Source organism: Dethiobacter alkaliphilus AHT 1 (assembly GCF_000174415.1).
GTDB classification, from domain to species: Bacteria; Bacillota; Dethiobacteria; order Dethiobacterales; family Dethiobacteraceae; genus Dethiobacter; species Dethiobacter alkaliphilus.
The window spans coordinates 113134-138800 of sequence record NZ_ACJM01000002.1; the positions used below are offsets into that span (position 1 = coordinate 113134).

General features: G+C 42.0%; 29 protein-coding genes and 1 pseudogene. 7 read left to right on the forward strand and 23 right to left on the reverse strand.

All coding sequences use genetic code 11. The features are described from left to right. Window positions 1–8: 8 nt before the first annotated feature. From DEALDRAFT_RS16825 to DEALDRAFT_RS02695, 8 genes and pseudogenes are all read right to left on the reverse strand, one after another. Complete coding sequence (locus DEALDRAFT_RS16825; protein ID WP_153246589.1) at window positions 9–182, reverse strand: hypothetical protein; 174 nt, start codon at window positions 180–182, stop codon at window positions 9–11. Window positions 183–336: 154 nt separating this feature from the next. After that, window positions 337–660, reverse strand: a complete 324-nt coding sequence (locus DEALDRAFT_RS02670) for an ArsR/SmtB family transcription factor (RefSeq protein WP_008514628.1) — start codon at window positions 658–660, stop codon at window positions 337–339. 271 nt (window positions 661–931) lie between these two features. Next, a pseudogene (locus DEALDRAFT_RS02675) lies at window positions 932–1611 on the reverse strand (SOS response-associated peptidase). Between the two features lie 29 nt (window positions 1612–1640). Beyond that, window positions 1641–2807 (reverse strand): DUF116 domain-containing protein, encoded by a 1167-nt coding sequence (locus DEALDRAFT_RS02680; protein ID WP_008514632.1) that lies wholly within the window; start codon window positions 2805–2807, stop codon window positions 1641–1643. 132 nt (window positions 2808–2939) lie between these two features. Next, window positions 2940–4097, reverse strand: coding sequence for a serine hydrolase domain-containing protein (locus DEALDRAFT_RS02685; protein WP_008514634.1), 1158 nt, complete (start codon window positions 4095–4097; stop codon window positions 2940–2942). Between the two features lie 95 nt (window positions 4098–4192). Continuing rightward, window positions 4193–4339 carry a DUF4177 domain-containing protein gene (locus tag DEALDRAFT_RS16670; RefSeq protein WP_143753351.1) on the reverse strand — a complete coding sequence of 49 codons (147 nt, stop codon included), beginning with the start codon at window positions 4337–4339 and terminating at the stop codon, window positions 4193–4195. A 156-nt stretch (window positions 4340–4495) separates the two neighbouring features. After that, on the reverse strand, window positions 4496–5839 hold the full coding sequence (locus DEALDRAFT_RS02690) for a DUF4179 domain-containing protein (RefSeq protein WP_008514636.1): 1344 nt from the start codon (window positions 5837–5839) through the stop codon (window positions 4496–4498). Continuing rightward, complete coding sequence (locus DEALDRAFT_RS02695) at window positions 5836–6378, reverse strand: RNA polymerase sigma factor (RefSeq protein ID WP_008514639.1); 543 nt, start codon at window positions 6376–6378, stop codon at window positions 5836–5838. The genes DEALDRAFT_RS02690 and DEALDRAFT_RS02695 overlap by 4 nt, the downstream gene beginning before the upstream one ends. A 182-nt stretch (window positions 6379–6560) precedes the next feature. Here DEALDRAFT_RS02695 and DEALDRAFT_RS02700 point away from each other — a divergent pair, with 182 nt between their 5' ends. Beyond that, window positions 6561–6929: a hypothetical protein gene (locus DEALDRAFT_RS02700; RefSeq protein WP_008514642.1), complete on the forward strand. Its 369-nt coding sequence runs from the start codon at window positions 6561–6563 to the stop codon at window positions 6927–6929. Between the two features lie 101 nt (window positions 6930–7030). Here the strand turns inward: DEALDRAFT_RS02700 and DEALDRAFT_RS02705 are convergent, their stop codons facing one another. The 6 genes from DEALDRAFT_RS02705 to DEALDRAFT_RS02730 form a co-directional block, all read right to left on the reverse strand. Beyond that, the gene (locus DEALDRAFT_RS02705) at window positions 7031–8707 is read right to left on the reverse strand and encodes a PocR ligand-binding domain-containing protein (RefSeq protein ID WP_008514643.1); all 1677 of its coding nucleotides are present in this window, start codon (window positions 8705–8707) and stop codon (window positions 7031–7033) included. Window positions 8708–8898: 191 nt separating this feature from the next. Beyond that, entirely contained in the window at window positions 8899–9918 is a 1020-nt protein-coding gene (locus DEALDRAFT_RS02710; RefSeq protein ID WP_008514645.1) for a DUF5667 domain-containing protein, read from the reverse strand. A gap of 186 nt (window positions 9919–10104) precedes the next feature. Beyond that, window positions 10105–10554, reverse strand: coding sequence for a universal stress protein (locus DEALDRAFT_RS02715; RefSeq protein ID WP_008514647.1), 450 nt, complete (start codon window positions 10552–10554; stop codon window positions 10105–10107). 96 nt (window positions 10555–10650) lie between these two features. Further along, window positions 10651–11580, reverse strand: coding sequence for a hypothetical protein (locus tag DEALDRAFT_RS02720; protein ID WP_008514648.1), 930 nt, complete (start codon window positions 11578–11580; stop codon window positions 10651–10653). Between the two features lie 271 nt (window positions 11581–11851). Then, the gene (locus DEALDRAFT_RS02725; RefSeq protein ID WP_008514649.1) at window positions 11852–12106 is read right to left on the reverse strand and encodes a Txe/YoeB family addiction module toxin; all 255 of its coding nucleotides are present in this window, start codon (window positions 12104–12106) and stop codon (window positions 11852–11854) included. Further along, on the reverse strand, window positions 12099–12353 hold the full coding sequence (locus DEALDRAFT_RS02730) for a type II toxin-antitoxin system Phd/YefM family antitoxin (protein WP_008514650.1): 255 nt from the start codon (window positions 12351–12353) through the stop codon (window positions 12099–12101). The genes DEALDRAFT_RS02725 and DEALDRAFT_RS02730 overlap by 8 nt, the downstream gene beginning before the upstream one ends. A gap of 239 nt (window positions 12354–12592) precedes the next feature. On the opposite strand from DEALDRAFT_RS02730, the gene DEALDRAFT_RS02735 reads away from it, so the two are divergent. After that, window positions 12593–13198, forward strand: a complete 606-nt coding sequence (locus DEALDRAFT_RS02735; protein WP_008514652.1) for a Na/Pi cotransporter family protein — start codon at window positions 12593–12595, stop codon at window positions 13196–13198. Window positions 13199–13271: 73 nt separating this feature from the next. On the opposite strand, the gene DEALDRAFT_RS02740 is transcribed toward DEALDRAFT_RS02735, so the two are convergent. The 3 genes from DEALDRAFT_RS02740 to DEALDRAFT_RS02750 all read right to left on the reverse strand — a co-directional run bounded on the left by DEALDRAFT_RS02740 (window position 13272) and on the right by DEALDRAFT_RS02750 (window position 15341). After that, window positions 13272–13805 (reverse strand): immunoglobulin-like domain-containing protein, encoded by a 534-nt coding sequence (locus DEALDRAFT_RS02740; RefSeq protein WP_008514654.1) that lies wholly within the window; start codon window positions 13803–13805, stop codon window positions 13272–13274. 114 nt (window positions 13806–13919) lie between these two features. Beyond that, a complete protein-coding gene (locus DEALDRAFT_RS02745) occupies window positions 13920–14981 on the reverse strand; it encodes a serine hydrolase domain-containing protein (RefSeq protein ID WP_040378377.1) in 1062 nt (353 codons plus the stop codon). 78 nt (window positions 14982–15059) lie between these two features. Then, entirely contained in the window at window positions 15060–15341 is a 282-nt protein-coding gene (locus DEALDRAFT_RS02750) for a hypothetical protein (RefSeq protein ID WP_008514657.1), read from the reverse strand. 530 nt (window positions 15342–15871) lie between these two features. Between DEALDRAFT_RS02750 and DEALDRAFT_RS02755 the strand changes: the two genes are divergently transcribed. Further along, the gene (locus tag DEALDRAFT_RS02755) at window positions 15872–16210 is read left to right on the forward strand and encodes a DUF1801 domain-containing protein (protein WP_040378340.1); all 339 of its coding nucleotides are present in this window, start codon (window positions 15872–15874) and stop codon (window positions 16208–16210) included. Between the two features lie 99 nt (window positions 16211–16309). Here the strand turns inward: DEALDRAFT_RS02755 and DEALDRAFT_RS02760 are convergent, their stop codons facing one another. Next, window positions 16310–16756, reverse strand: coding sequence for a hypothetical protein (locus DEALDRAFT_RS02760; RefSeq protein WP_008514660.1), 447 nt, complete (start codon window positions 16754–16756; stop codon window positions 16310–16312). A gap of 203 nt (window positions 16757–16959) precedes the next feature. Here DEALDRAFT_RS02760 and DEALDRAFT_RS15780 point away from each other — a divergent pair, with 203 nt between their 5' ends. After that, complete coding sequence (locus tag DEALDRAFT_RS15780) at window positions 16960–18027, forward strand: polysaccharide deacetylase family protein (RefSeq protein WP_008514662.1); 1068 nt, start codon at window positions 16960–16962, stop codon at window positions 18025–18027. A 62-nt stretch (window positions 18028–18089) separates the two neighbouring features. On the opposite strand, the gene DEALDRAFT_RS02770 is transcribed toward DEALDRAFT_RS15780, so the two are convergent. Next, window positions 18090–20438: a complex I subunit 5 family protein gene (locus tag DEALDRAFT_RS02770; RefSeq protein ID WP_008514664.1), complete on the reverse strand. Its 2349-nt coding sequence runs from the start codon at window positions 20436–20438 to the stop codon at window positions 18090–18092. 424 nt (window positions 20439–20862) lie between these two features. Here DEALDRAFT_RS02770 and DEALDRAFT_RS02775 point away from each other — a divergent pair, with 424 nt between their 5' ends. After that, the gene (locus tag DEALDRAFT_RS02775) at window positions 20863–21804 is read left to right on the forward strand and encodes a ParM/StbA family protein (RefSeq protein ID WP_008514666.1); all 942 of its coding nucleotides are present in this window, start codon (window positions 20863–20865) and stop codon (window positions 21802–21804) included. Between the two features lie 64 nt (window positions 21805–21868). On the opposite strand, the gene DEALDRAFT_RS02780 is transcribed toward DEALDRAFT_RS02775, so the two are convergent. Beyond that, the gene (locus DEALDRAFT_RS02780; protein WP_008514669.1) at window positions 21869–22975 is read right to left on the reverse strand and encodes an AIR synthase-related protein; all 1107 of its coding nucleotides are present in this window, start codon (window positions 22973–22975) and stop codon (window positions 21869–21871) included. Window positions 22976–23188: 213 nt separating this feature from the next. On the opposite strand from DEALDRAFT_RS02780, the gene DEALDRAFT_RS02785 reads away from it, so the two are divergent. Together DEALDRAFT_RS02785 and DEALDRAFT_RS16830 are read left to right on the forward strand one after the other, a co-directional pair. Continuing rightward, window positions 23189–23392 carry a hypothetical protein gene (locus DEALDRAFT_RS02785; RefSeq protein ID WP_008514670.1) on the forward strand — a complete coding sequence of 68 codons (204 nt, stop codon included), beginning with the start codon at window positions 23189–23191 and terminating at the stop codon, window positions 23390–23392. A 54-nt stretch (window positions 23393–23446) separates the two neighbouring features. Then, window positions 23447–23608 (forward strand): hypothetical protein, encoded by a 162-nt coding sequence (locus tag DEALDRAFT_RS16830; RefSeq protein WP_008514672.1) that lies wholly within the window; start codon window positions 23447–23449, stop codon window positions 23606–23608. Between the two features lies 1 nt (window position 23609). Here the strand turns inward: DEALDRAFT_RS16830 and DEALDRAFT_RS02790 are convergent, their stop codons facing one another. The 3 genes from DEALDRAFT_RS02790 to DEALDRAFT_RS02800 form a co-directional block, all read right to left on the reverse strand. Then, a complete protein-coding gene (locus DEALDRAFT_RS02790) occupies window positions 23610–24221 on the reverse strand; it encodes a flavodoxin family protein (protein ID WP_008514673.1) in 612 nt (203 codons plus the stop codon). Then, window positions 24193–24972: a 4Fe-4S binding protein gene (locus DEALDRAFT_RS02795; RefSeq protein ID WP_243441128.1), complete on the reverse strand. Its 780-nt coding sequence runs from the start codon at window positions 24970–24972 to the stop codon at window positions 24193–24195. Before DEALDRAFT_RS02795 ends, DEALDRAFT_RS02790 begins: the two co-directional genes overlap by 29 nt. A gap of 245 nt (window positions 24973–25217) precedes the next feature. Further along, window positions 25218–25661, reverse strand: a complete 444-nt coding sequence (locus tag DEALDRAFT_RS02800; RefSeq protein ID WP_008514678.1) for a hypothetical protein — start codon at window positions 25659–25661, stop codon at window positions 25218–25220. Window positions 25662–25667 lie beyond the last annotated feature (6 nt).

Below are 25667 nucleotides of genomic sequence, written 5' to 3' on the forward strand. Positions count from 1 at the left end.
CCTGGGGTTTAATGCCATTCCACAGAAAGTTTTTTCCACTTAAACAGCTTAGCAACCGAAATGATTATCGCTTTTCTTTCTGCCTCTAACTTTTTTGGATAGTGCAACACAACTTCTCCTGTAACAAACTGTTGATAATCTTCCAGATTACCCGGGGGCTCGCCGAGATTAATTACCGGCACATCTACAACCCCGGAATGACATCATCCCTTCTTACTATACCTAATGGTGGCATGCCTGCCATTTTCCAATATATACTTAATTGCTTCTACCCCTATGGTGATTTCCACATATCTTCACCTCACTGTACCATATAGTACCAGGTTCACCAAGATTCTATAGTAATTTACATTGGAACTGTTCAGTTTTTTTAACCTGACAAATACATTCCTCTTTAAACGAAGTTACATTTTTTATGAATTCCTGCAGCTCCTCTACTCTATCTTGATTGATGGAATAATGAACCCATTTACCTTCTTTTCTGCCTTTTACAAGCTTACATTGCTGTAGAATTTTCATATGATGCGAGATGGTAGGTTGGGTTAAGTTTAAACCATCCATAAGATCACAGGCACATAACTCTCCACAGGAGAGCATCTCTAAAATCAATAGCCGGTTTTTATCGGCTAAAGCTTTAAATATTTCTACTTTATCATCCAATACCATCACCTGCTTTACATAGATAGTTGTCTATATATCTATGTATAGTGTAATATTTTTATACTCTGTTGTCAATATTTCCAACGGCAAGCCAATACAGTCTGAACAATTATAGGAAAGGCACGCTTATTCGATTCCCTCTACGCGTGCTTTTCAATACCGGTTACCTTAGCAGCTTCGCAAACTGCGAAGCGTTATAATTTCCCACCGGTACAAGAAACCCCACACGCCATTTTTCTCAATGGCGTGTGGGGTTTAAACATCTGTGATATTATGCCGGCAAAATACATTCAGGCAGATCGTTTATGGCGGAATTGCAGAGCTGCGATACCTGATAACAGCTCATTTGCTCTGCCGGGTAAGGAACCAGCAGTTGTTTTAAGTGCTTTGCGTCTTTGCCTTCCAACCAAAGTTGCTGATTCTCCCGTGATAGGATTACCGGCATACGGTCATGGACTGTTCCCACCAATTCATTGGCAGTTGTTGTGATGATGGTAAAAGTTTGAATTTCGTCTCTATTTGGCGAAATCCAACGGTCCATAGTCCGGCCATGGCAAACAGTCCACCGTTTGCTAAAGTGAAGCGATAGGGAACCTTTAAGCCATTTTGCCGCTGCCACTCAAAAAATCCATCTGCAGGCACCAGGCATCTTTTGTGCCGGAAACTACTGCGAAAAGACGGTTTTTCCTCAACCGTCTCCCCACGGGCATTTATCATTCTGCTGCCGATGGAAATCTCTTTTGCCCAATGGGGAACCAGACCCCAGCGCATCTGTACCAAGCGCCTCTTCTCCGAGCCGGTTATAACGGGCACCTCTTGGGTGGGAGCCACATTGTAACGTGGAACAAGCTGAGCGCCCTCCACACCAAACCTCTCCCACAATTTACCTGTCTCAACGAAAGTGTATCTACCGCACATCAAATCAACCCCTTGCCTTTTAACAAATAACATTTAATCGATGGCTGCCTAAATCTGCTTTATTAATACACCTGCGATTTTTGACTATTTATCTGTAATAGAGACAATAATCTGTCTACATTAAAATCGGTAGTGATACCGTCTTTATGCCAGTGCTTTTTGCAGCCGCAATAATTTAGCAACACACACTGAGGCTCCAGTCCTCTCGCTTTGGCTTTAAAACCGCCTGATATAAGATTCAGTGTACACGCTATGCCTACTATTCCTGTTTCACCGTGTGTGGTACCTCCATCTGAAAAAGCTGTTGTAGAGTGTGGGATTACAGAAACAGAAAAATTATGTTCTCTGCCCAGCCTGACCAGGGAGTTTACTTTACAGTTTGCTGAGCATTGCCGGCAAGAATAGCCTACAGAAGTTTTTACTGCCTTACATTTATCGTTAGACTGAAAGCGAAGGCAGGTAGGTACAAGTACTCTTTTTACTTTACTGTCTACAAAGCCTTTCCTAAAAGCTTTGTTCATTATTTCCGCCCCAACCATATTTAAAAAATACTCGGCCTTTCCCCTGCGGCAAAAAATAACGTTCTCTTTCCATTTATAATTGGTACTGTTATCTTGCAGAAAGTTGTCAACATTTTCTACATACCTTCCCAGCTGCTGTGTACATTTCGTTTCAAACCACTGGGCCAACTCTACAGCCTGGCAAATTATCTTTTCTGCGTCCTCGTCATCTTGGCTTTGCAGAAAACCAACCCAGACTTTTAACCTTTCAGCTTCCTGCTTAAAATCTCCGGCTGAGTTTAGCCAATCAATTAATTTGACTAAGCTTTGCGGCAAGCATTTAGCCTCTGCCCTGCTTTCTTTTAGCAAAAAGAGGGTTGCCAGAATTCCTCTAAGAGGATCAAAGAGCCTCTTGGCCAATTTCCCCTCTTCTCTTAGCGATGATAAACTGGAGAGAACTTTGGCTGCCACTGGCTGTAACGCGAGGGCTCGCTTTATATATTGGCGCCAATATACACCCATCATTAGCAGCTCCAAATAATAAAGGCTTTTGTCTGTCTCATGTTCTTCCTTTATATTTTCGCCGATATATATTATGAATTTTTCTATTGTTATATAGGCCTCTTTTTCCAGCTGGGCCAACACATCATTGCTCAGTGCAGAGACAGTTAGATAGTAGTCCTGTGCCATATGCTGTGGTGTATTCAGGGAATATGTTACAGCGTTCATTTAAAAGTTCACCTGCCTTTAATTATCCCACTGCATTATGGCGTTAACAGTATGCCAGGAAACCCCTGGTAATCAATTTGTTTAGAGACAAGATTGAATTGAACTTTCTTTGCATACAGAAATAGGAAGTAGCTAAGCAAAATATGGTTTCAGCATGGTGAGCAACTTGGGCACAACCTGGAAAGGCAGGGCCGTGGCTGCTACCTGACTCACATTTCCGGTAAGCATAATATCAAGTGGCGGGCAGTAGAACAGCCAAGATCCCGATGCCCCGGTGTGACCGATAACCTCAGGGATAGGGCGAATCGGGTTTAAAAATTTGGGGTAGCGGAAGCGCATAATCCCCAGGCCATACTCTATGGGCCAACCAGGGCCAACCGGGCTGATAGAGAAACCAAACTGATTCCATTCACCAGTCATCAACTTAGCGGTGGCCGGATTTTCGAATACCTCGCCTCGAATCAGGGCCCTCATAAATGTTAGCAGTTCGCCGGCTGTGCTGTTTAAATCTCTGAAAGAATGTATAGCTTGAGGAATATTGAGGGGATCATCCTTATACCAAACATCAGCAACCGGAGCTGCTTGCCTTGCCGGTGTGGTTCCGGGATGGAAAGTTTGCTCCAAACCTAATGGACGATAAATCATTTCCTCAAAAGCGAGATGGATTGGCTGCCCGGTTACCTTTTCAATTATTGCAATAAGTAACTGGAAGTTTGTGTCCGAGTAACGTATCTTCTTTTTTGCGCCTGACTGCGGAACAAATAGAGGAGTGTCTACATCACGGACAATCTGCATAATATCTTCAGTGCGCCATGACAGATCGTGGTTTTCAGCAACAAGCTCAAACAGGCTTTTCTCATCTTTTCTGTGTATTTCCAGATATTCCGCAAGTCCGGAGGAATGGCTCATAAGATGGCGGATGGTTATTTTATCCGCATAGTCTACACCGTTTATCCGGTGTATTCCATCTACCAGATTTCCGGGCAGGTAAGATGCCATTGTATCGTCAATGGATAGGCGGCCTTGTTCATGTAGCTTTAAAATTGCTGCTGCAATGTAGAGCTTTGTTACGCTGGCAACCCAGAATGGGGTTTCGGTTGTCATAGGTGTCCCATCAGGGTTGGCTATGCCTTCGGCCCCAATCCATTTGAACGAGCCGTCCATACTCTCAACTGCTATAATTGCGTGCTTCACATGCTTTGCTGTCATAAGACGCTGTAGTTGTTCCTGCAAACGTTCTTGCAAACCGCTCAGATCTTTAGAGGAATTTGTTTTTGTATCTGCTGCCATTTCGCTACCCCTCTTCTTAACTTAGGATAATTCCAAAACATCTTCAAGACAAAGTGTTAATGATAAGCAGATCTGCCTGGGACAGTAGGCGTTGATTATTCGGCAAGGGGTCGTTTAAAGTAATGCCAGGCCCACGAAACCGCTACCAGTTCCCATCCCTGTCGGCCGTACTCGTTTAATACTCGCTCTGTTTTTTCTGATAAACCAAAAATCAGTATACACTTGTACTCATAGTTTTGCACTTTATAATCACCTCGTCTTTCAGTTTCATCATAGCGTAGTCTTCTAAACAAATTCTAAACAATATATAAACCGTTGACAAGCCTAAAAAAGTTTGGGTTCACCCATACTGTTTGATTTAAAACGCTCCGTAAACATAAGCTTACGGAGCGTTTTTGCTAATCAAATTTTACCACATGCTCATTTATGCTGACAGATTCCAGCTTTGAAATGTCCAGCGGTGAGCTGGAAGTGAACTTGGCCCTGGTCATGTTGTTTTCCCTGTAAACCCTTGTTGAATCGAAAGTATGCTTGCTGCCATCTATCAGATTGGCGCTGATTTTAATCTTATCTAGTTCATCGCCTTCTCCGCTGCCCACTAGCGTTACTCCCATTGGAGAAACAGAAACGCTGTTTGCAGTCCAAGAATTTAATTCAATGTTTGCTGCACTCCTTTTTTCCTCAACAACAGGTTCGAACCTGAAGGTGGTCCTCCATTTACCTGTGGTGAAGTTACCGTTGGTCACAAAGTACCCCATAAGCTCTACATCATTTAAATCTATATCCTCTACAGCAAAGATGTACTCGCTATACTCACTTCCGTATTGAGTAGTGCCCGTTTCATCAGTCCCAAAAGAGATACGGGAGCTGTCGATATTGACTGTATCCCCCTTGCTATCCACAAAGTAGAAGTAGCCGTGATCATCAACACCATCCCCTACCCATCTTGTTTGGATATGCAGGCGATCTTCGATGTATCCCATATTAGAGATATACATAAAATCAATCCCGGGGAAACTTATCTTCATCTGTTCCGGCTTTAAGATATTAACAATTCCCTGATTCCTATACTCTGAGTATAAGTTTCCACCGCCCCCGGGGATGTTGTCCATATCCAGGGGAATTAATTGCAATTGGTCTGTTTTTCCTATATCCAAAAGATTAATTCCTGTATTGACTTCATCGTGAATCTGCTTGTCACTAAGAAACGAATTAATATAAATGCCGGCAAGCTTATTGTTTAAACTTTTACCGCCATTACCTACGATACGCAGAGTGGCTGTCTGTGTTTTTTCGTCATAGTGCACCACCTGGCTGTTAAGCATCATAGTGCCGGTTAGTGAGTAATTATAGAGGTCTATGTTTTCATCAACTCTATTGCCTGTTAAATCCTGCATTGTCACATAAATCACAGCCATTTCATCATCATTCATGGCAGCTACTACTTCCATTTTTATACCTTTATCCTCGTCGCTAACATTAACGGGATAAAGGATAGATGCAATACCGGGACTGACTAAAGCCAGTACGTTATTAAAACTTTTTATAGTAGCCGCCGCCACTCCGGTTGAAAATATGAAAAGTAAACAAATCATCAATGCAGCAGCCGCAGGCCTCTTATGACCCAGGGACAATTTCTTATTTTTCATTTTCTTTTCCACTTCCAACCCAATGTTATATTTAGGAGTTTTTATTGTATCAAGAGCATCTTTAATTAATTTTTCGTCCGCATCGTATCTCATTTACTCTCCTCCAATCTTACATAATAAGAATTGGTTTCCTTTAATGACTTTGCCAGTTTCGCCTTTGCTCGTTCATAGCGCTTACGCAATGTTGTGGCAGGCACCTGATAAATAGATTCCAAATCTGCATAACTTGTTTCATCAATTACCCGGCTAAACACTAGCGCTCTCTCAGCAGGAGTCAATTTTAAAAGTGCATCTTTGAGATCATCTGCTATAAGATTGTCATTTGCCGGAGCTTGTAAGCTTGAAGGCACTAATGGAATTATACTCAGTATTTTTTTCTTACGCAGTATGTCAATACAGGTCGTGTAAGCAATCCGGTATAACCATGCCCTTAAAGAAGTACTGTTTTTAAAAGTATTTCTTTTATTGTAAGCTTTGATAAAGGTAACCTGGACAGCATCCTGAGCCTCCGCATAATCACAAAGTATATTGTGGCAATATCTGAGAAGGGGTTGGCCATATAGTTCTATCGCCCTATGTAGTTCAGTTTCACCGCCTGCAGCGAAGTGTTGGTCTATTTGATCATTACCCATGAAAATCTCCTTTAATATAATTGAAATCGATTTCACTATTATAACGGAAATAGCTGCTAATTTGTGACGTATTAGAAAAATTTTCTTCTCAAACAAAATAAAAACAAAATTAAGGCTAGCAATTTGTTAACTTTTGTTATATAGTATATATTTGTGAGCCTAAAACGAAGGAGAGAGTATTAGTGCAAAAAATTGTTCTTGGTCAAACAGAGTTTTCTAAATCCAATTTGGTGTCCCGTGAAGCAGTGGTTAACTTATTTGAAAGCAGTGAAGATTTTGCAGGAGAAATTGAGTCTCAAAACATCCCGTATGTAGTATGGCATGATGATAAAAGCCATATCTTCTATATGTTAATCCCAACTGCAGATGGTGTTTGCAAAGTTGAGTTTGAGCGTTCTGAAATTGAGGGTCGTACAGGTTATGATTTTTATCTGAGCTTTGCAGATGGTCTGGCCAATACTGCGTTTGACCATTATAAAGGTACCCAGTGTTTCTTTGGCACAGAAGTAGATTTCTATGCTAAGCGCGTAAATAGTGAAAAAGCTGCATAACAAGAAAAAAGGACGGGAACGTCCTTTTTTTTGTACCAGTAGATCATATCCTTACCCGCAACCATATCTATTCCGTTGCAAGCAACGTTATCTTGGGTGGCTTAAATGTCCTTCAGGACTTCTTCCAGCTCCTCAAGACTAAAAGGTTTTGCAAGAACATTATCAAAGCCATAGTCTTTATAATTGGACATAACCGGACTGTTATTATAGCCACTGGATACGATAACTTTGATGTCTTCATTTATCCGTTTTACTTCTTGAATTATTTCTTTTCCACCTTTTGCTCCCGGGATTGTTAAGTCTAAAATAGCAACGTCAAAAGCATGTTGTTTAAGGACTTCTAAAGCTTCATCTCCTTCTTCTACACTCTCAACCTCGAAACCAAAGGAACGCAAAGTATTGGCTAACATTTCCCTGATATTTGCCTGGTCATCCATTACAAGTATTCTGCCACTAGCCACAAAGGGCTCGGTCCGCTGATTAATTTTAGCATCATAATTATTTTTTGAAGCTTTTAGGTAAATATGAAAAGTTGTCCCCTTACCCAACTGAGAATCAACTGCGATATAACCGTAGTGCTTATTGATTATAGAATGAGAAGTTGCCAGGCCTAACCCGCTGCCTTTTTGCTTAGTAGTAAAATAAGGATCGAATATTTTATTAATAAACTCTTTAGGAATACCTACCCCATGATCTTTAATAGATATTCTTACATATTGGCCGTCTTTAACAGGTAACACTTTTTCCTGGTTATTAACAAAAACGTTTTCAGCATCGATTCTGACAGTACCGCCATTTGGCATAGCTTGATTTGCGTTAATTATAATATTTTGGATTACCTGACTTATTTGCCCTTTGTCAACTTCTACAGGCAATAAATCCTCCGCCAGATTAAAAACACATTTAACATTGGATCCTCTTAATGTAAAAGTCACAGATTCTTGTAGTAATTCTTTAGTACAGACAACTTTAATTACCGGTGCACCACCCTTGGCAAAGGTCAACAGTTGTTGAGTCAGATTCTTTGACTCATACAAACTTTTTTCTGCCTCATCTATATATTCCATGACTTTATCGTTCTCTTCCCTATTTAATTTTAATTTAATCAAAGAAATGTTACCAAGTGCAGCAGTTAGTATATTATTAAAATCATGGGCTATTCCCCCGGCCAAAAAACCAATAGACTCTAATTTTTCCATTTTTGATTTGTATTCGTCAAGTTGTTTTTTTCGTTCATTGTTTTCCTGATCTCTTAAATTTTTTAGGCCTAGTGTGGTCAAAATTTCTGCAAAATCTGTGCAGAAGTTCATGATTTTCTTGGCTTTTTCTTCAGGATAAACCGGCACCTTTTTCAAAGCATTCAAATAATTTGTCATATTAAAACCAAATTTTTCTGCTTGCTCCCTAAAGAGTTGTTCGTCTGGTTCTTCGAGGAGAAACTGTCCCATCAAGAAAGTAGCCAGATGTTTTCCTTCAATGATTATGGGAGCGGACATATCGGTTAGCCCGTTTTCACATTTATAAATTATGCACTGATTTTCTATTACTTCTGATTCATGCAATTTCCGGTTAATAAATGTATTGCTTTTTTTACACATTGCATTAGAGGCAGGAAATTTACGATGAAAATCCTTACAGATTTCCTGATACCCTACCCCAATTAAAATGTTGCCGTCTGCATCTGCTATAGCCACCGGGAGGTCTGTTACTGAGGAGAAATTCTCCAGAATTTTTTGAAGCTTTTTAATATTAACCAGGTCAGAAAATTTATAATGCATTTGTGTCTCCCCCTAAGCTGACGGCTATTTTCGCGCTTCACATTCAGATATTCTTTTATTTTCTACATAATTCCACAAGTTCCTTCTGATAAATACTTTTGTATCATCAAACATAGTCTTTTAATTCGTTCAGCCATAAAGCATTTAAAAAAGACAGCCTAAGGCTGCCTTTTTTATTAGCAAGTATACAATTACCGCTTTCTATTGGGATTCGCATTGCCATTGCCGTTGTTTCTGTTACCATTGTTGTTTCCGTTTATTCCGTTGGCGTTGCCGTTGGCCCATGGCGGGGGACCAGTGCTCTTAACAGTCTTACCATCTTCCCGGTCCTTTTGTTTTGGTTCACTGTTTTCCAGGTCAACATTGGTTGCCTGATCGTCTGTGCTTAAACTTTCAGAGTCGGCAATATCAGATCCATCGCCTTCTGCGTCTCCGTTTTCGTATTCGCCATTTTCTAAATCAACGTTTTCCGAATCCTCTTTTTCCATCTCCTGACCTTCAGTATCATCGGCAGGGATTTTACCCTTTTCTATTGCGCGTTCACGCTGCCGTTCGGCGTTTAACATTGCTCGGGCAAGGCCGTTTTGTGCCGCTTCCGGAGCCCGGTCCGCAATTGACTGAAGATGGGCAATGCGCCACTGATACTTATCAAGTTCCGGTTCCAGTTCATCTCTTGCTTCGTCGCCCTCCACGCCATCGATGTCTTTTGCGTCGCCTTCCTTTGGAGCATCCAGGTCTGTATCACTGTCATCCTGGGTGCCATCCGAATCTGTAGTTTCTTCAACTTCATCTTTTTCTTCAGTCTTACCATCGTCAGCATCCAAAACCACCAGTTCATCTACCAGTCTCTCTGTGTAGATAATCAGGTCATCCAGGGCCTTTTCCAGGGTAGCCAGCTGTTTATCGCTAAGTTCCCCATCTTCGTACATACTCTCCAACGCTGCCAGTTCTTTTGCCCTCTCTTCAGCCAGTTCATCCAGGAGTGCAACTTTAGTCTCTTGATCAAACGTCAGAATGAGGCGCACTTCTTCAATAAAGCGTTTAAAAAAGTAAAACGGAGAATCAGGCGTTAATACATCTTCCTGAGCTTCCAGGGTTTCAACAGCGATGATCCCGCCTTCATCTTCTACCGCCTCTGCCGTCCCTGCGGCAACAGGTGCAACTGCCATTATAAAAATGACAGCTAGAATAGATATAAAAATTTTCCGCAAAGTCTCAACCTCCCTTTATTATTAATTCCTAAAAATAGTGTACCATAATTTACTATCACTTGAATCTACTTTGAGTCTCATATCATCTGCGACAATAGTCCTAAATTTAAAAAAGGTGCGCTTATTGGCGCACCTTCCCCTATGGTCCTTTACAGACGGAAATAGTGTGAAGAGTTACCTATTGAGTTATTTTACTATCAGTACGCTGGCTTTAATCTCATGTAATACCGCATTGCTGACACTTCCAAGGAACATTTTTTTCAAGCCGCTAAGTCCCCTGCTGCCAAGCACAACTATGTCGAACTCATTCTCTGCAGCAACCCTGACGATAGTTTCTGCAGCGCGACCCTCTTTTAAGAGTGTTTTTACGTTAATGTTTTTCTTCTCCAACGCCTTAGCTGCTTCTGATAAAACCTTTTTACTCTTTTCTTTCTCCTGCTCTTTTAACTCTATTAATTGCCGATTTAATTCTTCGGACAGGGTTTCATTTCCCTCGATCCTGTAAGGTCCATTTTTACTTGTTTCATATACATGGATGACTGTAACCTCAACATTACCGCCGGCTGCAATCTGTGCTGCTTTTTCTATAACTCTTTGGCTTTGTCCGGAACCGTCAGTACATACTAATATTTTCATTTCATCTCTCCTTGCCGATTCTTATTATCATATAATACAACCGGGGAGCTGGCTTTTGTCAATAATATTCCTGACAGCCTGGAAAAATGAATGGTACTAATAATTGTATTGTAGTCCTATTACATTTAGATCGATTTTTAGTTCAAACTTCATATCGTCATTATAATTTACAATCAGATAAAGATCATCATAGTCAGAGGCGGGGTCAAACCTTGCTTCATAAAAAATATCCTCAGGATAATACTGTCCGCCCGATTCAATCATGTCGTCGTTTAAAATAAGGCGCTCCCGCTGGATTACTGCATCTCCTTTGCGAACCTCAGCAAAGGCTTGCTCAACCTGGTATTTACTTTCCTTAAATCCAAACGTGTCTTCATTCAGAGAAATATAGATTTCGTCATTTAAATGAACCCCAATATATAAAGGATTGTATAGGCGCCGAGACAATGTATCCAAATTTAAGCTGAGTACATCACTGCTGCGGAGTTTACCATCTTCCTTAACAGAAATGTAATACTCATAGGCTTGATATTGATCAGACTCAAATCCTACCATTTTTTCCGAAACGCTGTCTCGCTTAGAAGGACTTGTAATATAGATTTCGAATGAAGGTTCATGTGTTATCTCTGCCATAAAATCAGCATAAAAGTAGCCTTCACTTTCAGATTCTGCAGCAATTGTTGTGAAAGTATCTTCACCACGCTTTCGGTAATTGAGGGTTACCTGGCTTCCTGCGCTATATTCCCTTAATTGCCACTCCAACCTTACCAGGCCTTCATCTGCCCATGTTGCCAAGAATTCCACATCTCTGATGTTCCACCAGCGCTCTGCTTCTCTCATATGTTGCACAGTACCTGAGATCTGTCCCACTTCATGTGAAACCTGAGATCGCAGCGAGGCAAACTCTCCGTGCATATTGTTAATTCTGTGCTCCAGGTTTCGTGTTGCAGAGATGTTCATCCAGGAAAGGATCAATATAACTGCTGTAAGAAAGAGTACTAAACCGTTGTTTTTAATTTCCCTCATTTGTGTACCAGCTAATTAAGCCGGGTCACCTCCCAGATATTTAAAATATATTTAGTTAGACGTACGTAACTAAACTTTGTTCCCCGTCAAACCGGGTTTGTCTTGTTTAATCATAAAGGATGCTTCTGAACATAAACTGAACATTTGCATAAAAGAAGCGAAAAAAGCCACCGGTATAAATAACTCCGATGGCTGGTGAAAATGTATCCTATATACTATAGGTTATTTTTTTCTTCATTTTCTAATGCGAAGTGAAAAACTGTAAATGTAATCAATAATGATTTCTGCAACTAACTATATAGATGTTATTCTCGTCAATGCTATAAATAAGCCGGTGAACATTTGTAATTCTTCTGCTCCAGTAACCAGACAATTCATGTTTTAGCGGTTCTGGTTTTCCAAGTCCAGTATTCCCATGGCGCTCAATGTCTCGCAGAAGTTCGTTTATCTTTCTGAGGATTTTTTTGTCCTCGGTCTGCCAGTACACATAATGGGTCCATGCGATATCTGAAAAAACTTTATTCATCTAACAACTCTCTTTTCGTACCTCTACCTTGCTTTAGCTGTTCTATAGATCTCATAAGTTCATTATAGTACTCTGGATTACTCCTAACATACAAGTTTTCTAAAAGATTATTATATTCGGATTCAGAAAGCATTACTACGTTTTCACCGCGTTCTCGCGTAATGATAATGGTTTCGAAGTCGTTAGTTGCTTTGTCACAGAATTCTTTAAAACGCTGTCTAATGGCTGAATAGCTTATCGCTATCATAAAAACACCTCCACACCTATATTGTACAGAACATTGTACAAACATGCAATGTTATTCTGTGGCTTTTTTCCATAATTATTGATAGATGCTAGTTCCAATGTTTCTATTCTGCCAATTCACATTCCCTGCCAGAAAGCTTATTCTTGTTAAACTTGACCACTATCAAATACAGGTGAACACGCATATTATGTATAAAAGGCTAGCGGTAGTTGTTACTTTTAGCCTGGGGGAGGGACAGTATGGAAAAAATCTTAAGTGCCTCTGCCTCAAAAGAGATGTACCAGATTGTATCCAAGTTAAACCAGCTATTTTCCGAAATACATACAGCTTTTATGAAAAACAGATTATCATTAAAATACAGGCAGGCGCTGGAGAAGTTGGGAAAACAAATTAGTATGGGTTTGGTGGAGTTTTCTGAGTCTGCAAGACAGATGGACAAAAATGAAGCTTTAACTGTTCATGCAACAGCGGTCAATCTCAGCAAAATTTTTTATGATCTGCTGCGGCTGGCTACTCAGGTTGAAAAAAAGATAAACTCTAGAACCAGGTTCACAAATGCAGCCATCAAAGAGATGAATGACATATTGTGCCGCACTGTTAGTGTACTGCCACATGTGGCAGACGGCCTGCGTACATGCAACCCTGTAATCTTAGCACACGTGCATAAAGAGGTGGACACTCTGCGCAGGGATTCGGCAAACAGTATAAATTTCCACGAAGACAGATTGTGTGAAGGGAAATGTCACCCCAGGGCCTGCATTGTGTATATGCAAATGTTACAACATCTGCAAAACATTCTCTGGCACTACAAAGCAATGATATGTCGCAACAACTTCCCCACTTAAGCTTCCTTAAGTCTGTCATAATCAGGAATATTAAAAGCGGTGCAGACCTCTGCACCGCTTTTAATGTCCAGCCTTAAATTTCAAACTCCGCAGCCAAATAGTACGTATCAAAATCTCCCGGTTCTCTGACATCTAGTATATCTTTGACAATACGATAATTACCTGGCTCCAGGGTGCCATATAACCATTCCCACTTTGCCGTAAATTCTCCGCTACCACCTGGAGGCAAAGGATATCCGATATCATTAAATCCGTAATTCCCATCTACAACCACAGGCAGCTGATACCAAGTTCCGTTTATTTTCTTTTCCAGGGAAAAGTATTCGCCATAGATGCATTCCCTCTCTGTGTTGTTCTCAAATACTACTGTCAACCCGGTGTTAGATACTGTTTCTTGATCAACAGTCATAGTGACCCCGACAAAGTTGTTTACCGTTTCATAGGGTGTGGTTTCTAAATCCGCCGGATCAATTGATTCAGGTGGAGAGTTTGAGTCTGCTGATTCAGGGGGTGTATTATTTGGGTCAGTTGTGTCTGGCTCATTGCATCCTACCAGAACCAGTAAACATACAGCAATACACATAATAAAACATAATCGCCTATTCATAGAATCGCACCTCCTGTTTTTTCAGACGCTGCTGATTGCAAAAGGTTCCCACACTCCAGAGTTTTTCTATGCCACCTAAAATAAATTGCCCCATAACGGGGCTGTATAAAAATTTTAGGCAGATTTAATGATCTTCAGCATAGCTTTAAAAGCAGCTTTGTGCCCCAGTCCATTTGATTGGTTTACTGTTCCCGTAAAATACAGGTCTTTATCAGGATTAAAAAATGCAAATGCTCCCGATGAGCCCCAGAAACCCAGAATTTCATTGATTGGTTTTACCGGAGACAACAACCGGGGGACCCACAGTTTTTCTAGCCCTATTCCAAAGTGAAATTGGTAGGGAAACAGGATGAAATTCCATTTTTTCAGTTCTTCCAGGTAGCTTGCGGGGAAGAATTGCCCGTTAAAAAATCCTTTTAACACTGCCATTGTTTCTTTGGCAGTTGACACTATACCACCCTCAGCGGTAACTGAGGCCATACAATTGGGAATTTGAATTGCCTGCAGTTGGAAATACATTGGAGCCGGAGTATTGTCTTTAACATTGGAATACGCATATGTATCTATAAGATTTAACTCATCAAAAATGTATTTCTGAAAAACAGCATCTATTCTCATCCCGGCTATCTTTTCAATAACACTGCCCAGCAGTCGATAGTTTGTATTAGAATATAGAACCTTTCCTTTTTGTCCCGGTATAAATTTGGGTCTTAAACTTTTGGTAGCCTCCAGCACTTTTTCAAGCGGCCATGATTGATCTATACCTTTGTTGAAGAGCTCTGAATCTGCTGTGTTTCCGTTTACTTTGTATGACAGGTAGTCGGGTAGCCCTGAGGTATTAGCCAACAGATGAGTAACGGTAATCTCCCTTGAATAGTCAATACCGTTATAATGATGCAGTCCGTCCAGTATTTCATCGCTAAAAAACTTAGAGAGCTTGTCATCTAACCGAAGAAGGCCTTCAGCTCTTAAGCGCAATATCATGGCAGTTGTATACAGCTTGGTTACGCTGGTGATAAAATACCGGTGGCCTTCTTGCATGTTACCGGCACCACCTGTCCAGGAAAAAGAGCCATCCCCCTTCTCTACACAAAGAACAGCCCCTAAAACATTTCGATTTCGGGCCATATTGTTAACCACGTTTTCAAGTAATGATTCATTCACTCTCTCTTCCATCTTCCTCACCCCTTTAAAAAACATATAATGCCTCAAGATGAGGCATTATCACGATTAACCCAACCGTGTTGCGTTAGACTAGAAAGTCATTCGGCTAACAAAAAACATAATGATAAAAGAAGCAGCGAAAAGTATACTTAATCCTGCAATGAGATTGGAAAGTTTATCGCTCATTCCACTTTTTTTCGGTATTTCAAGCAAATTTACCGCTCCCAAGAGTAGAACCACATAAGCAATAATCCCAAATTGACCTGTGAGAATACCATAGATAGCTAAAATTAGGGCAAATTGTTGCAGCACCTTGAACACCCTGAAGATAACACCCATTGACGGGTTAACCTCAATACTATCTCTGGTCATTGAGCTACCCCTCCTTAATACAGAGAATCTGCCAATAAGGCAAAAGCGATAATTAAGGCCCTTAGGAGATAGGTCTTCTGAGATAATGCCATGCCCACCATACACACACCAGTTCCCATCCTTCGTGCCCATATGAGGTCAGCATTCTTGAAGTGGTTCCTCCAAAACCTAAAATAAGGACGCATTTATATTCGTATTTTTGCACAACTATCTCCTCCACTCATTGTATTCCCTGCTAGCTAAACAATTGTCCATGCTGCTTAATTTTATTGTAAATTGGTCAACTAAACATCAACTGAACATTTCTAAACAATCTAAAGGAAGGCAAATCCCCTTTGATAGCCAACTTGGCAGAAAACAGATTTATCATTGTTTTTCTGCTTATTGTTATAATTATCCTCCCAACCAACAAATCTTTAGGATTCTTAACAGCTATCGCAGGAATTACAACCTGGTGAAGTAAATAGTACCATAGAAGTGTCTATCATAAACGAAAAAGGTGGAGATAAAGATGACGTAAATTTGAAACTATCGATGAATATACCCAAGCTTTAGATGGATGGAAGCTTGAGGCCGCCAAGAAGCTTGATCAATTAGTGTTGGAGGTTGCCCCGGAAGCTCAAAGGGTTATGAAGTGGAAACAGCCAACTTATGAAGACCATGGTTTGTTATGTTATTTTGTAGCCTTTAAAAACCATATTAACTTCGGGTTTTTCCGTGGCACAGAAATCGAAGATCCAAATGGCCTCCTAGAGGGCACAGGGGATAAAATGCGTCATGTTAAGATAAAAAGCACGGATGACATTAATGATGCGCTAAAACAGATAATTGCTTTTGCACTCCAATTGAATCGTAAGAGTAATAGCTAACTTAAACCAGGAGTCTAGATGCTAATTACAATGCCCCGGACCACCTTTTCAAGAGGTGATTCGGGGCATTTTTCTTTTTACCGGTGGTTTCCGCTTTTGCTATTGCCAGAACCCGTGATCATCTAATAGATCTGAACCGTAAAAGCCGGTGAACGTATCAAGCCTAAAACTGTCCAGCTGATTACCCTTAAAATAAAGGTAAAGCCCGGTAGAGTCGTTATCGTAAGGAGTAAAGACCCAGATTTCCCGGTTAGCAGCGGGGAACACGGCGGTACTGCGAATTTTATAAGGCGGGTTGCCCAGGATTCTTCTGACTGTCCACACACTTTCTCCCTTTAGCTTGGTTTCCCTTCCTATCGAAAAGTATTCTTCCCAGCCTTTTTTAGGTTTTCTGTTAATGGTATACCAATCTACAAGCTCCCTCAACCTTGTTAAAAACAGACCTTGCATTAAATGTAGCCGTTCTGTCTCAGAAACAATTGTGTCATATTCTTTTTGCAGCATCGCGATGGGATCTCTTATAGGAAGTTTCTTTTTATCCGTCATTCTATCACCTCTTATGTTCAAATTCATAGAACCCTGTTATATTTTATTCCGGAACTCAAAAATTGCTACTGCTCCTTAGAAGTAGACGCTGTGAAGTCAAATCATTAGAGCCATTGTGACACCCCTGGCATCCACAACATAAAATAAAGGGAATTACGTTGTCAGTAGGGGGCTAACAAAAACAGTGACAAGGAGGTGTGGAAATGAGTATAGCCCGGCAGTTATATCGTGTTCAGGCTGGAGCCTTCTCCTCAAGGCAAGGGGCCGAAGAGCAGGTCAAAAATCTAAAAGAGGCCGGTTTCGATGCCTTTATCATTAGTCCTGCACCTGAAAACGGGGATTTAAGCGGTCAGAAACTTTACCGCGTTCAGGCGGGTGCTTTTTCTTCAAAGGAGCGGGCCAAAGAACAGGTCAGAAGGTTAAAAGAGGCCGGCTTTGATGCCTTTTTCATTAGTCCCCAACCTCCTGAAGGCAGGGTTGAACCGGAAACTCCGGCAATTTATGTTGGGCAACAGTTAATCATACCGTTTTCCGAAAACGATAGCCCAAGTATCTCAAAGGTAGTAAACGAGGGAATTCTAAAACAGATTGCTCTTACCTTTGACGCCGGTTGGTATTATGACCAAACAATCCCTCTGTTGGATGAGTTGGATAAATATAATGTAAAAAGCACCTTTTTTCCCAGAGCTCTTTGGGTAAGGGATAATCCCGATTTGACCCGCGAGATAGTTAACCGAGGTCATATTGTTGAAAACCATTCTCTGACCCACGCAGATATGTCACAGATGAATGAAACGGAAATCAGAGAAGAACTTGGTGAATCCACCCGTATCATTGAAGAAATCACCAACAGAAGGCCTTATCTGTTTAGGCCGCCCTACGGTGCCTATAATGAGCGTATGCTGAAAATCCTGGCACAGGAGGGGTACCCGTATACCATTATGTGGACGGTAGATTCCCACGATTGGGCTCATGAAATCGGCGGGAAGCCAATTACTGCCGACTATCTGGTTAACAGGGTTTTAGATAATTCCTCCCCCAACGGAATCATCCTGATGCATGTGGGCGGCTACAATACAGTAAAAGCTCTGCCGCGCATCATTACCGGACTGATGCATCAAGGGTACAGATTGGTCACCGTAAATGAGATGATGCCTGCACCGACTCCCAGTTCCCGGATTCATACCGTTAACCAGGGAGAAACATTACACTCTATCGCCGAGAAGTACGGTGTCACTGTAGAGGAAATTATCGCGGCTAATGGTCTCTAAGGCAGACATGATAAAAGCACTGACAATGAAGTCAGTGCTTTTAATGTGTGTATGCAATGGTGTTAGAGGACTGTAATGTTGGAAAAGTAAAAGATTATAAGGAAAAACAATACTAGCATTATTGCCATCAGCAGTGAATCAAAATTAAGGTTTTTAATGTTCCAGTCAGATGGCTTGCCTCTCAGTTTATCCCAAAAACTGCGGGAGCGTTGACCGGATTTTTCATACATATCGTCCAGAGAGTCATCAAATTGTGCGGTTTTTTGGGCCATTTTCTTGGCATACTTTCCGGATTTTTCATAAGCATCATTTAAGGAAGAGTCAAACCGCTTAGTTCCCTCCGCCATGCGCCGGGCATAACTGCCGGATTTTTCATAGGCATCATTCAGCGAGGTGTCGAACTTTTCAGTACCCTCTGCCATGCGCCGCGCCAGGCTGCCCGTTTTTTCATAGGCGTCATTAATTGATGAGTCAAATCTTTCAGTTCCCTCTGCCACACGCCGGGCAAAAGTCCCTGATTTTTCGTAGGCATCATTGATGGACTCATCAAACATGTTTACGTAGGTACACATTTTATTAGACACAGCTCCTGTTTGCAGATACACCTTATTAATGGCTGCATCAAACTTTGTGCCGAAATTACAGCAAGTATGCACGATGAAATGATATGCTGGGCGGTAAAAGGCAAACTCCACGCTGAGCCAATGAGGCGCTCTCCACTCCATCAGGCGGAAGCGGTTTAAGACATAGAATAAAAGGACAGCTAAAACAACCACGATTACCATCTCGCGGATATCCGGCCAAATCCAGACACTGAGATTTTCCAGGTACGCTACTTTATAAGGGTCATAGGTGAAGCCGGCCATAGCGGGGATGACCATCCGATTCAGCAGGAAATGGGGAAACAGGCCGATTGCAATGATTATCGCGCCAAAGGTACCCAGAACCGCATATACGGGCCAAGTGAAGTTATAACTCTTCTTATCGTATTTCTCCGGGACATCACCGAGAAAAAGGCCCCTAAACAGTTTGGCAAAATAGCAGAGAGTCATGGCACTGGTAACCACAAATATCTTTTCTGCAACATGCAGCGGAACGGATCCGTGCAGGTTGGCGGCATCAACAATGGCATGATGAAGAATGGTTTTACTGCCATAGCCATTAAACCCGGGGATTCCACCAATCCCGGCATAACCTATCAAAAAGGTAACAGCGATAAAAGGCACTTTTTTGGCCATGCCTCTAACCTGGGTTATGTCCAGGTTATGGGTAATCATATAAATTGAGCCCACCATCATAAAAAGCCCTGCTTTAAAGAAGGCGTGATTAATGATGTGATACAAGGCCCCGGCAAAGCCCATGGGACCGGCAAAGCCCAGATACGCGGCCGTGCCGACTCCCAGAAGAATATAGCCCATTTGCGATACTGAACTGTAAGCGAGAATTTTTTTGGCACCGGTGGAAAGCAGGGCCATAAAAGCACCCAAAAACATGGTGATGATACCCATCCAGATGATGGCGTATCCGAAATTAACTGATACTATGGACGGCACGGCCACCTCGCTGAATTCTGACGGAGTAAAAATCATGCCTACCACGCGGAAAATACCGTACGCACCAGCTTTAATCATCAGGCCGGAAAGCAATGCGCTGGCCGGAGCCGGGGCCACCGGATGCGCTTTGGGCAACCAGATATGCAGAGGTACCATTCCTGCCTTAATACCGAAGCCAACCAGAAACAGTGTAACCACTGTGTATGGATTAATGGCACTTGCTGCAATCTGCTCATACAGGGGTATAATTTCCATGGTTCCCACATTGAAGTAAAGCAGAAAAATGGCCATTAGCAGGCACAAGCCTCCGAAAACACCCAGGTACAACGTAACCGCACCGCCTGCCATGGCATCCGGAGTTTCCTCGTGAATCACCAAAACATAAGATGAGAAGGTCATTAACTCAAAGAATAAGAATAAACTGAACAGATCCCCTACCAACACCACGCCCAGACAGTGACCCAGAGTGGAGAGCAAAAAAACATAATACCTGTTTTTTGCCCGCCCGTGTTCCATATAGGCAATGGAATAAAGGGTTGCCAGAAACCAGATGCATGACATTAAAGCCGCGAAGACAAAACCAAAAAAGTCCACACGAAAATGAATGCTAACCTGGAGAAATTTCGCAAACTCATATTGCAGCACTGCCTGCTGTACCAAAGGATACATGGAGAATACGATACCAAAAGTAATAAGTGCGGTAATAACAGCACAGATATCCCGGAGTTTTTCCGAAAATCTTCCGGCAAAAAAAACCAGCAGGGATCCTGCTAAAGGAACCGCCACTGCAAATACGGGTAAAAGCGAGGTAATAACTTCAGTTGTAGCCTGAATTTCCTGTGCAGCTGTAAAGCTCATCAGTTTAAAAGCCTCCCTTAAACAAATAATAGGCGACTACCCCTTAGGGTTCTGCCCTGTCATGCTCGTGGGTAAAGCGTCCAATTTAACACTGATGTTGAGTCTCTACAAGTTGCAGAAGTTGGACTTCGAATATAACTATATGCTATGAAACTTCTCGATTACATCTTTTTTCCTTATAATTAATGATTCCTATTCTTCAAAATAATAAAGTATTCCTGCCAGGCAAACGAAAAATTTCACAAAAAATGCAATAACATATACCTTACCTTATTTTTATCACTTTAGACTTGAAACGTAAAGACTATTTTTTTCTTACGTAAAAATAGTTCTCACCTCTGAGCCATAATTGAGCCTAATGTTATATCTCGACAATTTCATCATAGAATTAAATATAAATGTCATATAACAGGGAGTGTTTGATATGAAGGAGTCTGTCGTTGGCATCGACTTAGGCTTTGGCTGGACTAAGGCCGGCCATAACGGCCAGTTCTTTCGTTGCCCGTCTGTTGTGGGCGAGGCTGTTAATCTATTTGAATCACCTACCGGCATCGAAAATAATATTCAGTTATGGTATAACGATCAACATTACTTTGTTGGGGAGCTGGCAATTCGGCAAGCGACAATTAAATACTTTAGCATGGCGGCAAATAAGGCACGCAGCGACATTTCTGCAATATTAGCTGCCACTGCCTTGGCAGCCTTAAAACCTGGCCGGGTCAATATTGTAACCGGATTACCTGTAGATTTTTACTTTCAGTATAAAGACGATTTGGATAATCAACTGCAGCACCTGCCTAACCGGGTGCGGATTCAAATGGACAATAAAACATACAACTGTGCTCTGGAAGTTCAACAGACAAAAATCGTACCGCAGCCCTTAGGAAGCGCCATGTCGCTTATTCTGGACTCACGTGGAAATACAATTGATCATCGGTTAGCGTCCAAAAACATTTTAGTAGTAGATGTTGGCTTCCATACTCTGGACATTTTAGCCCTCTCAGCGCTGGAAATTATCCGACCCTTTTCATTTACACGTCCTCTGGGAATGGCCGTAGCTTATAAAGGAATCAGTCAGGACTTGGGTGGCCTTCCTCTGTATGACGTAGATCGGTTATTTATAAAGAACCAATTGCAAAACCACACCGCTGCGTTTCAATCTTTGGCCAGGCAGATCACAGAAGAAATAGCCGGCTTAAATCAAAAGTTTGATCATTACCTGATAACCGGCGGAGGTGGAGCACAACTGTATAACTGGCTACTTCCCGGATTCGAAAGAATATTGGTCCCCGATGCTCAACAAGCCAATGTGGTTGGCTATCAAAAACTGGGAGCCAAAACCTGGAGTAAAAGAAACATATCTTAACTAAAGAGCGGTCAAATAAAGCAACCCCCGTAAATAATTACGGGGGTTGCCTGTGCGTTGATCATTAGTATTTTCTCAGTTCATCCAGGATTTCTTCAGAAGGGTTATTGGGGATGGAGGCGATTTCTTTACCCTGGTACTCAAAGACAACTTTATCATCATTGGTAATTTCACCAACAACAGTGGCTTTGGCGTTTTGAGAACGGATAGCCTCTAAGACTTCATCTACATCCTCCGGGTTAACCTGGAACTGCATCCGGGCCTGTGTTTCGCAGATTAGAATTTCCTCAGGCGTAATATCCTTATCTCTTACCGGAACGTTGGTTAAGTCCACCTTGGCTCCAAAGCCGCCATAACGGGCTGATTCGCATACTGCTGCTCCAATACCGGCGGCTCCTAAATCGGAGCAGGCATTAATTTTACCTGTCTTAAACGCAGCGATGCTGGCATCCATGGTCACTCTTTCTTCTTCAAAAAGCGCTATAGCCGGACGCATCTCCGAAACCAATCCGGCTCTGTACAGAGTGTCGTTTCCGTCGGTACCTGTTTCGCCCACTACGATAATCTTGTTCCCGGCAATCTTGGCAGGTTTGGTGAGAGGCTTGTCCGTTACCAGCTTACCCACCACAGCGACTACACAAGCAGGCACTATGTCGCTAAAGGAAGTGGAGAAACCTCCTCCCGCAACAAATACATCCATAGTATTACACATATCCCTGATCCCTTTTAACATTATGTTTAAGCGATCCTGACTGGTCATAGTTTCGCAATTACCGCAGGTACATTCACCTTTAAAACCGCAGGGACCAACCAAAACTTCTTGTTCAAGAGGGCGGGTGCCGATAAAATCCAGGGCAAAAAGTGGTCTGCCGCCCATAGCTACCACATCCCTCATTGCACCGCCGGCTCCTGTGGCTGCAGCATCATAAGGCCTTGGCACACAGGGAGAGTTATGGCTCTCCATTTTTCCTACTACCAGGGTGCCTTCCCCGGGAATTTCAACTACCGCAGCATCGTCGTTGGCGTCCGGGCCAACCAAAAGAGCTCCCGGCCAGGTTTTGTCTACCTTTTCATTGAGCTTTTTAAAGGCACCAAAATCAATGGCTTTGTCAATGTTGTGATGCAAATGGACAAAAAGTCCATGCATTAACGCTTTTTCCACTTTGTTCATTGATGTTTCCTCCCTCTTAGATAACACTTGCTTTACCAAATGTTTCATAAATATTTTATCTATAATTCGTCAAGAAGTGATTTTTTTCCTCCCACTATTTTTTTATTATGGTCAATAAGGAATTTTATTATGATTAACTATGGAACGCAACTTGACTAATATACCATATAGGGGTATGCTAAAGGATATCATGCCTGAAAGAGAGGTGCGAAAATGACAAAAGATATTTTGACCGATGAAGAATGGGAAGATGCGGAAAATCTTACTGTACGGCAAAAAAAGCACCCGCAACCGGCTAATGGCGGCGGTGCCAAACAATATATTCCTCTTTTCCTAATCGCTATTGTGGCCATAGTGTTAATTAACAGATTTATGATAACCCGCTCTATGCCAAATTTTGCCCGCTTTAGCCGGTGAGGTGCCGGCACTGCAGTCGGTGCGGCTGCTACCTGTTTTGAAGAGTTGGAACAAATGGGTCTGGAGTTTTACCAGGCCAAAACCAATGATGAAGACATTGATGGTTTAAGCATCCAGATTCAGGACTTCGGTTATCACCAGGAAATATATATCTTTAAAAACGAAGACTTGGTCATGAAACTTGAACATGCCGATGGCCAGATAGATAGAATGTAGCTCACCTCTGTTTCGTTTCTTGTTTTAACTTTAATGTCTTAGCTAGTCTTTCCCCTGCTTTTGCCGCTTGTTCTAAGGAGATTTTGTCTTGTCGGGCTTCTCCTGCCGCAAATAATTTTAAGACCTTAACTTTATCAATTACCCTGTAGCCCAATGCCTCCAACGGTAGTGCCATTGCTTCAGGGGTATACCGCATGTCTGCCTCCGAATATTGTTCACATACCGCAATAACCGTGGCGAATTTTCCGCCCTGGGCTTCATTAATACTTACCCAGACTGAACGGTCGTCATCAGCAAAGGTAACGAAACAATAGCACCGGTCGATAAAGGCCTTTACATCGGCGGTCACATTATAAAAATAAGTGGGTGAACCGAGAATAATGGCATCTGCTTCCAACAAAAGAGGGTAAATCTTCTGCATATCATCGTCAATAACACATCTATAGGTATCTTTACAGCCTTCACAGCCGGTACACCCTGCAATGGAGTGGTCTCCCAGGAAAATTAAATCTGTTTGCATCCCCTCTGCTTCGGCTTTTCTTAATGCGCTCTGCACCAGAATTGACGTATTTCCTTTTTTTCTTTTACTGCCTACTATCCCTAAAACTTTCATGCCTGACCTCCTGTGCATAAGATTTTTCTTGCAGGGTAATTGCATCAGTATCACAAACCTGGCGGCATACCCCGCAGCCGTAGCATTTTTGCTCATTTATTTTACAGCATCCGTGCGCCATATCGATGGCCTCAAACTGACAAAGCTTTTGGCAGCGCCGGCATCCGGTACAGGCAGATGCTTCGATTGAGGCAACATATTCAGCCTTAAACATTAAGTCCAGCAGATCGGACTGAACCTGGACTTTATAGGCCAGGCAATCCTGGTTGCAGTTGCACAGGGCCCCAATAAAAGGGGTCTTCATTGTCCAGACAGAATGAACCAGCCCCTCCTCATCAAACTGACGCAGCAGTTCCTTTGCTTTCTCAGGCGGTATTGTCTCTAGGCTACTTTGCAGATCTGCATAATCGATTCCGGCATTATTGGGGTCAATCCCCAGCATAAAACAGTAACGTCCGTTTTTGCTCCCTGAAGAAACACTTCTGCAAACACAGGCAATCCTGGTAATGGACTGCACCATGTCAATTATTCTTTCCGCATCCTCCAGGGGGACCACCTGACCAAAGTGGATTCTCTTCATGCGGCTTGTGCCAATGGCACGAATATAACGGTAAACTGAAGGAAAATGTTCTTTGGCCCATGCCAGTTTAGCAATATTGGCCTGCGCATTCCTTTGTACATTGGGAATAAAGTGACGAATATATTTTTGCCTATCCTGGTGTGCCAGCAGTTCGGCAGAGTAATTTCCCATAACCTCATACCATTTCTTTCCTTCACCATGCTGAATGCAAAACTCACACAAATTGGCTCACCCCATTCGATAATCAACCATACCTGTTCTACATTAGAATAATTCCTGGCCGTTCTTCAACAGAGGTAATGCTTCCTTTGTTCGAAGTATACTATTGCTTTCCATATTTCGGCAGCGTCGCGTGAATATCCTTCTGATAAGCAAACAGTAAGCCCTGAATCCGTTATCTGGGATTACAGGGCTTCTCAGACATTATTTTTTTCAAGCCATAACATCACATATGGCAACACTATACCGTATATTGAGGCTGCTATTAAATTGGAAAAAGCTGTGTTCAAATTAACTTCAGAAACAGCCGGTACTTGAAACAGAACCGTAACGGCATAAATTGCAAACCAAACTGTAACTGAATAAAACCATCCTTTAAAATAAACATGTACACTTGATATATACGGCAATAGAAAAGCAAAGATAACCCCCAATAATGCAGAAAAAGCAATCTGTCCGGAAAGAGCAAATAGCAACTCCAACAAGTTTTCAGATTTTCTGCCAAACATGGCAACTGCCGCATAGTCAAGAAATCTTAGATCTGTGAAGTTGAACACGTTAAAGCTGATGTAACCAAAAATATTTGTAAACCCTCCACCCACTGCACCGGCAATAAAACCTCTGGTGAATCTGTCTTTCATCAGCTC

What these genes read in the sequence shown, in the direction of transcription:
- DEALDRAFT_RS02680 (WP_008514632.1), bottom strand. Translation starts at nt 2,807, where the DNA reads ATGAACGCTGTAACATATTCCCTGAATACACCACAGCATATGGCACAG.
- DEALDRAFT_RS02685 (WP_008514634.1), bottom strand. Translation starts at nt 4,097, where the DNA reads ATGGCAGCAGATACAAAAACAAATTCCTCTAAAGATCTGAGCGGTTTG.
- DEALDRAFT_RS02690 (WP_008514636.1), bottom strand. Translation starts at nt 5,839, where the DNA reads ATGAGATACGATGCGGACGAAAAATTAATTAAAGATGCTCTTGATACA.
- DEALDRAFT_RS02695 (WP_008514639.1), bottom strand. Translation starts at nt 6,378, where the DNA reads ATGGGTAATGATCAAATAGACCAACACTTCGCTGCAGGCGGTGAAACT.
- DEALDRAFT_RS02705 (WP_008514643.1), bottom strand. Translation starts at nt 8,707, where the DNA reads ATGCATTATAAATTTTCTGACCTGGTTAATATTAAAAAGCTTCAAAAA.
- DEALDRAFT_RS02715 (WP_008514647.1), bottom strand. Translation starts at nt 10,554, where the DNA reads ATGAAAATATTAGTATGTACTGACGGTTCCGGACAAAGCCAAAGAGTT.
- DEALDRAFT_RS02720 (WP_008514648.1), bottom strand. Translation starts at nt 11,580, where the DNA reads ATGAGGGAAATTAAAAACAACGGTTTAGTACTCTTTCTTACAGCAGTT.
- DEALDRAFT_RS02725 (WP_008514649.1), bottom strand. Translation starts at nt 12,106, where the DNA reads ATGAATAAAGTTTTTTCAGATATCGCATGGACCCATTATGTGTACTGG.
- DEALDRAFT_RS02730 (WP_008514650.1), bottom strand. Translation starts at nt 12,353, where the DNA reads ATGATAGCGATAAGCTATTCAGCCATTAGACAGCGTTTTAAAGAATTC.
- DEALDRAFT_RS02735 (WP_008514652.1), top strand. Translation starts at nt 12,593, where the DNA reads ATGGAAAAAATCTTAAGTGCCTCTGCCTCAAAAGAGATGTACCAGATT.
- DEALDRAFT_RS02740 (WP_008514654.1), bottom strand. Translation starts at nt 13,805, where the DNA reads ATGAATAGGCGATTATGTTTTATTATGTGTATTGCTGTATGTTTACTG.
- DEALDRAFT_RS02745 (WP_040378377.1), bottom strand. Translation starts at nt 14,981, where the DNA reads ATGGAAGAGAGAGTGAATGAATCATTACTTGAAAACGTGGTTAACAAT.
- DEALDRAFT_RS02750 (WP_008514657.1), bottom strand. Translation starts at nt 15,341, where the DNA reads ATGACCAGAGATAGTATTGAGGTTAACCCGTCAATGGGTGTTATCTTC.
- DEALDRAFT_RS02760 (WP_008514660.1), bottom strand. Translation starts at nt 16,756, where the DNA reads ATGACGGATAAAAAGAAACTTCCTATAAGAGATCCCATCGCGATGCTG.
- DEALDRAFT_RS15780 (WP_008514662.1), top strand. Translation starts at nt 16,960, where the DNA reads ATGAGTATAGCCCGGCAGTTATATCGTGTTCAGGCTGGAGCCTTCTCC.
- DEALDRAFT_RS02770 (WP_008514664.1), bottom strand. Translation starts at nt 20,438, where the DNA reads ATGAGCTTTACAGCTGCACAGGAAATTCAGGCTACAACTGAAGTTATT.
- DEALDRAFT_RS02775 (WP_008514666.1), top strand. Translation starts at nt 20,863, where the DNA reads ATGAAGGAGTCTGTCGTTGGCATCGACTTAGGCTTTGGCTGGACTAAG.
- DEALDRAFT_RS02780 (WP_008514669.1), bottom strand. Translation starts at nt 22,975, where the DNA reads ATGAACAAAGTGGAAAAAGCGTTAATGCATGGACTTTTTGTCCATTTG.
- DEALDRAFT_RS02785 (WP_008514670.1), top strand. Translation starts at nt 23,189, where the DNA reads ATGACAAAAGATATTTTGACCGATGAAGAATGGGAAGATGCGGAAAAT.
- DEALDRAFT_RS16830 (WP_008514672.1), top strand. Translation starts at nt 23,447, where the DNA reads ATGGGTCTGGAGTTTTACCAGGCCAAAACCAATGATGAAGACATTGAT.
- DEALDRAFT_RS02790 (WP_008514673.1), bottom strand. Translation starts at nt 24,221, where the DNA reads ATGAAAGTTTTAGGGATAGTAGGCAGTAAAAGAAAAAAAGGAAATACG.
- DEALDRAFT_RS02795 (WP_243441128.1), bottom strand. Translation starts at nt 24,972, where the DNA reads ATGGGAAATTACTCTGCCGAACTGCTGGCACACCAGGATAGGCAAAAA.
- DEALDRAFT_RS02800 (WP_008514678.1), bottom strand. Translation starts at nt 25,661, where the DNA reads ATGAAAGACAGATTCACCAGAGGTTTTATTGCCGGTGCAGTGGGTGGA.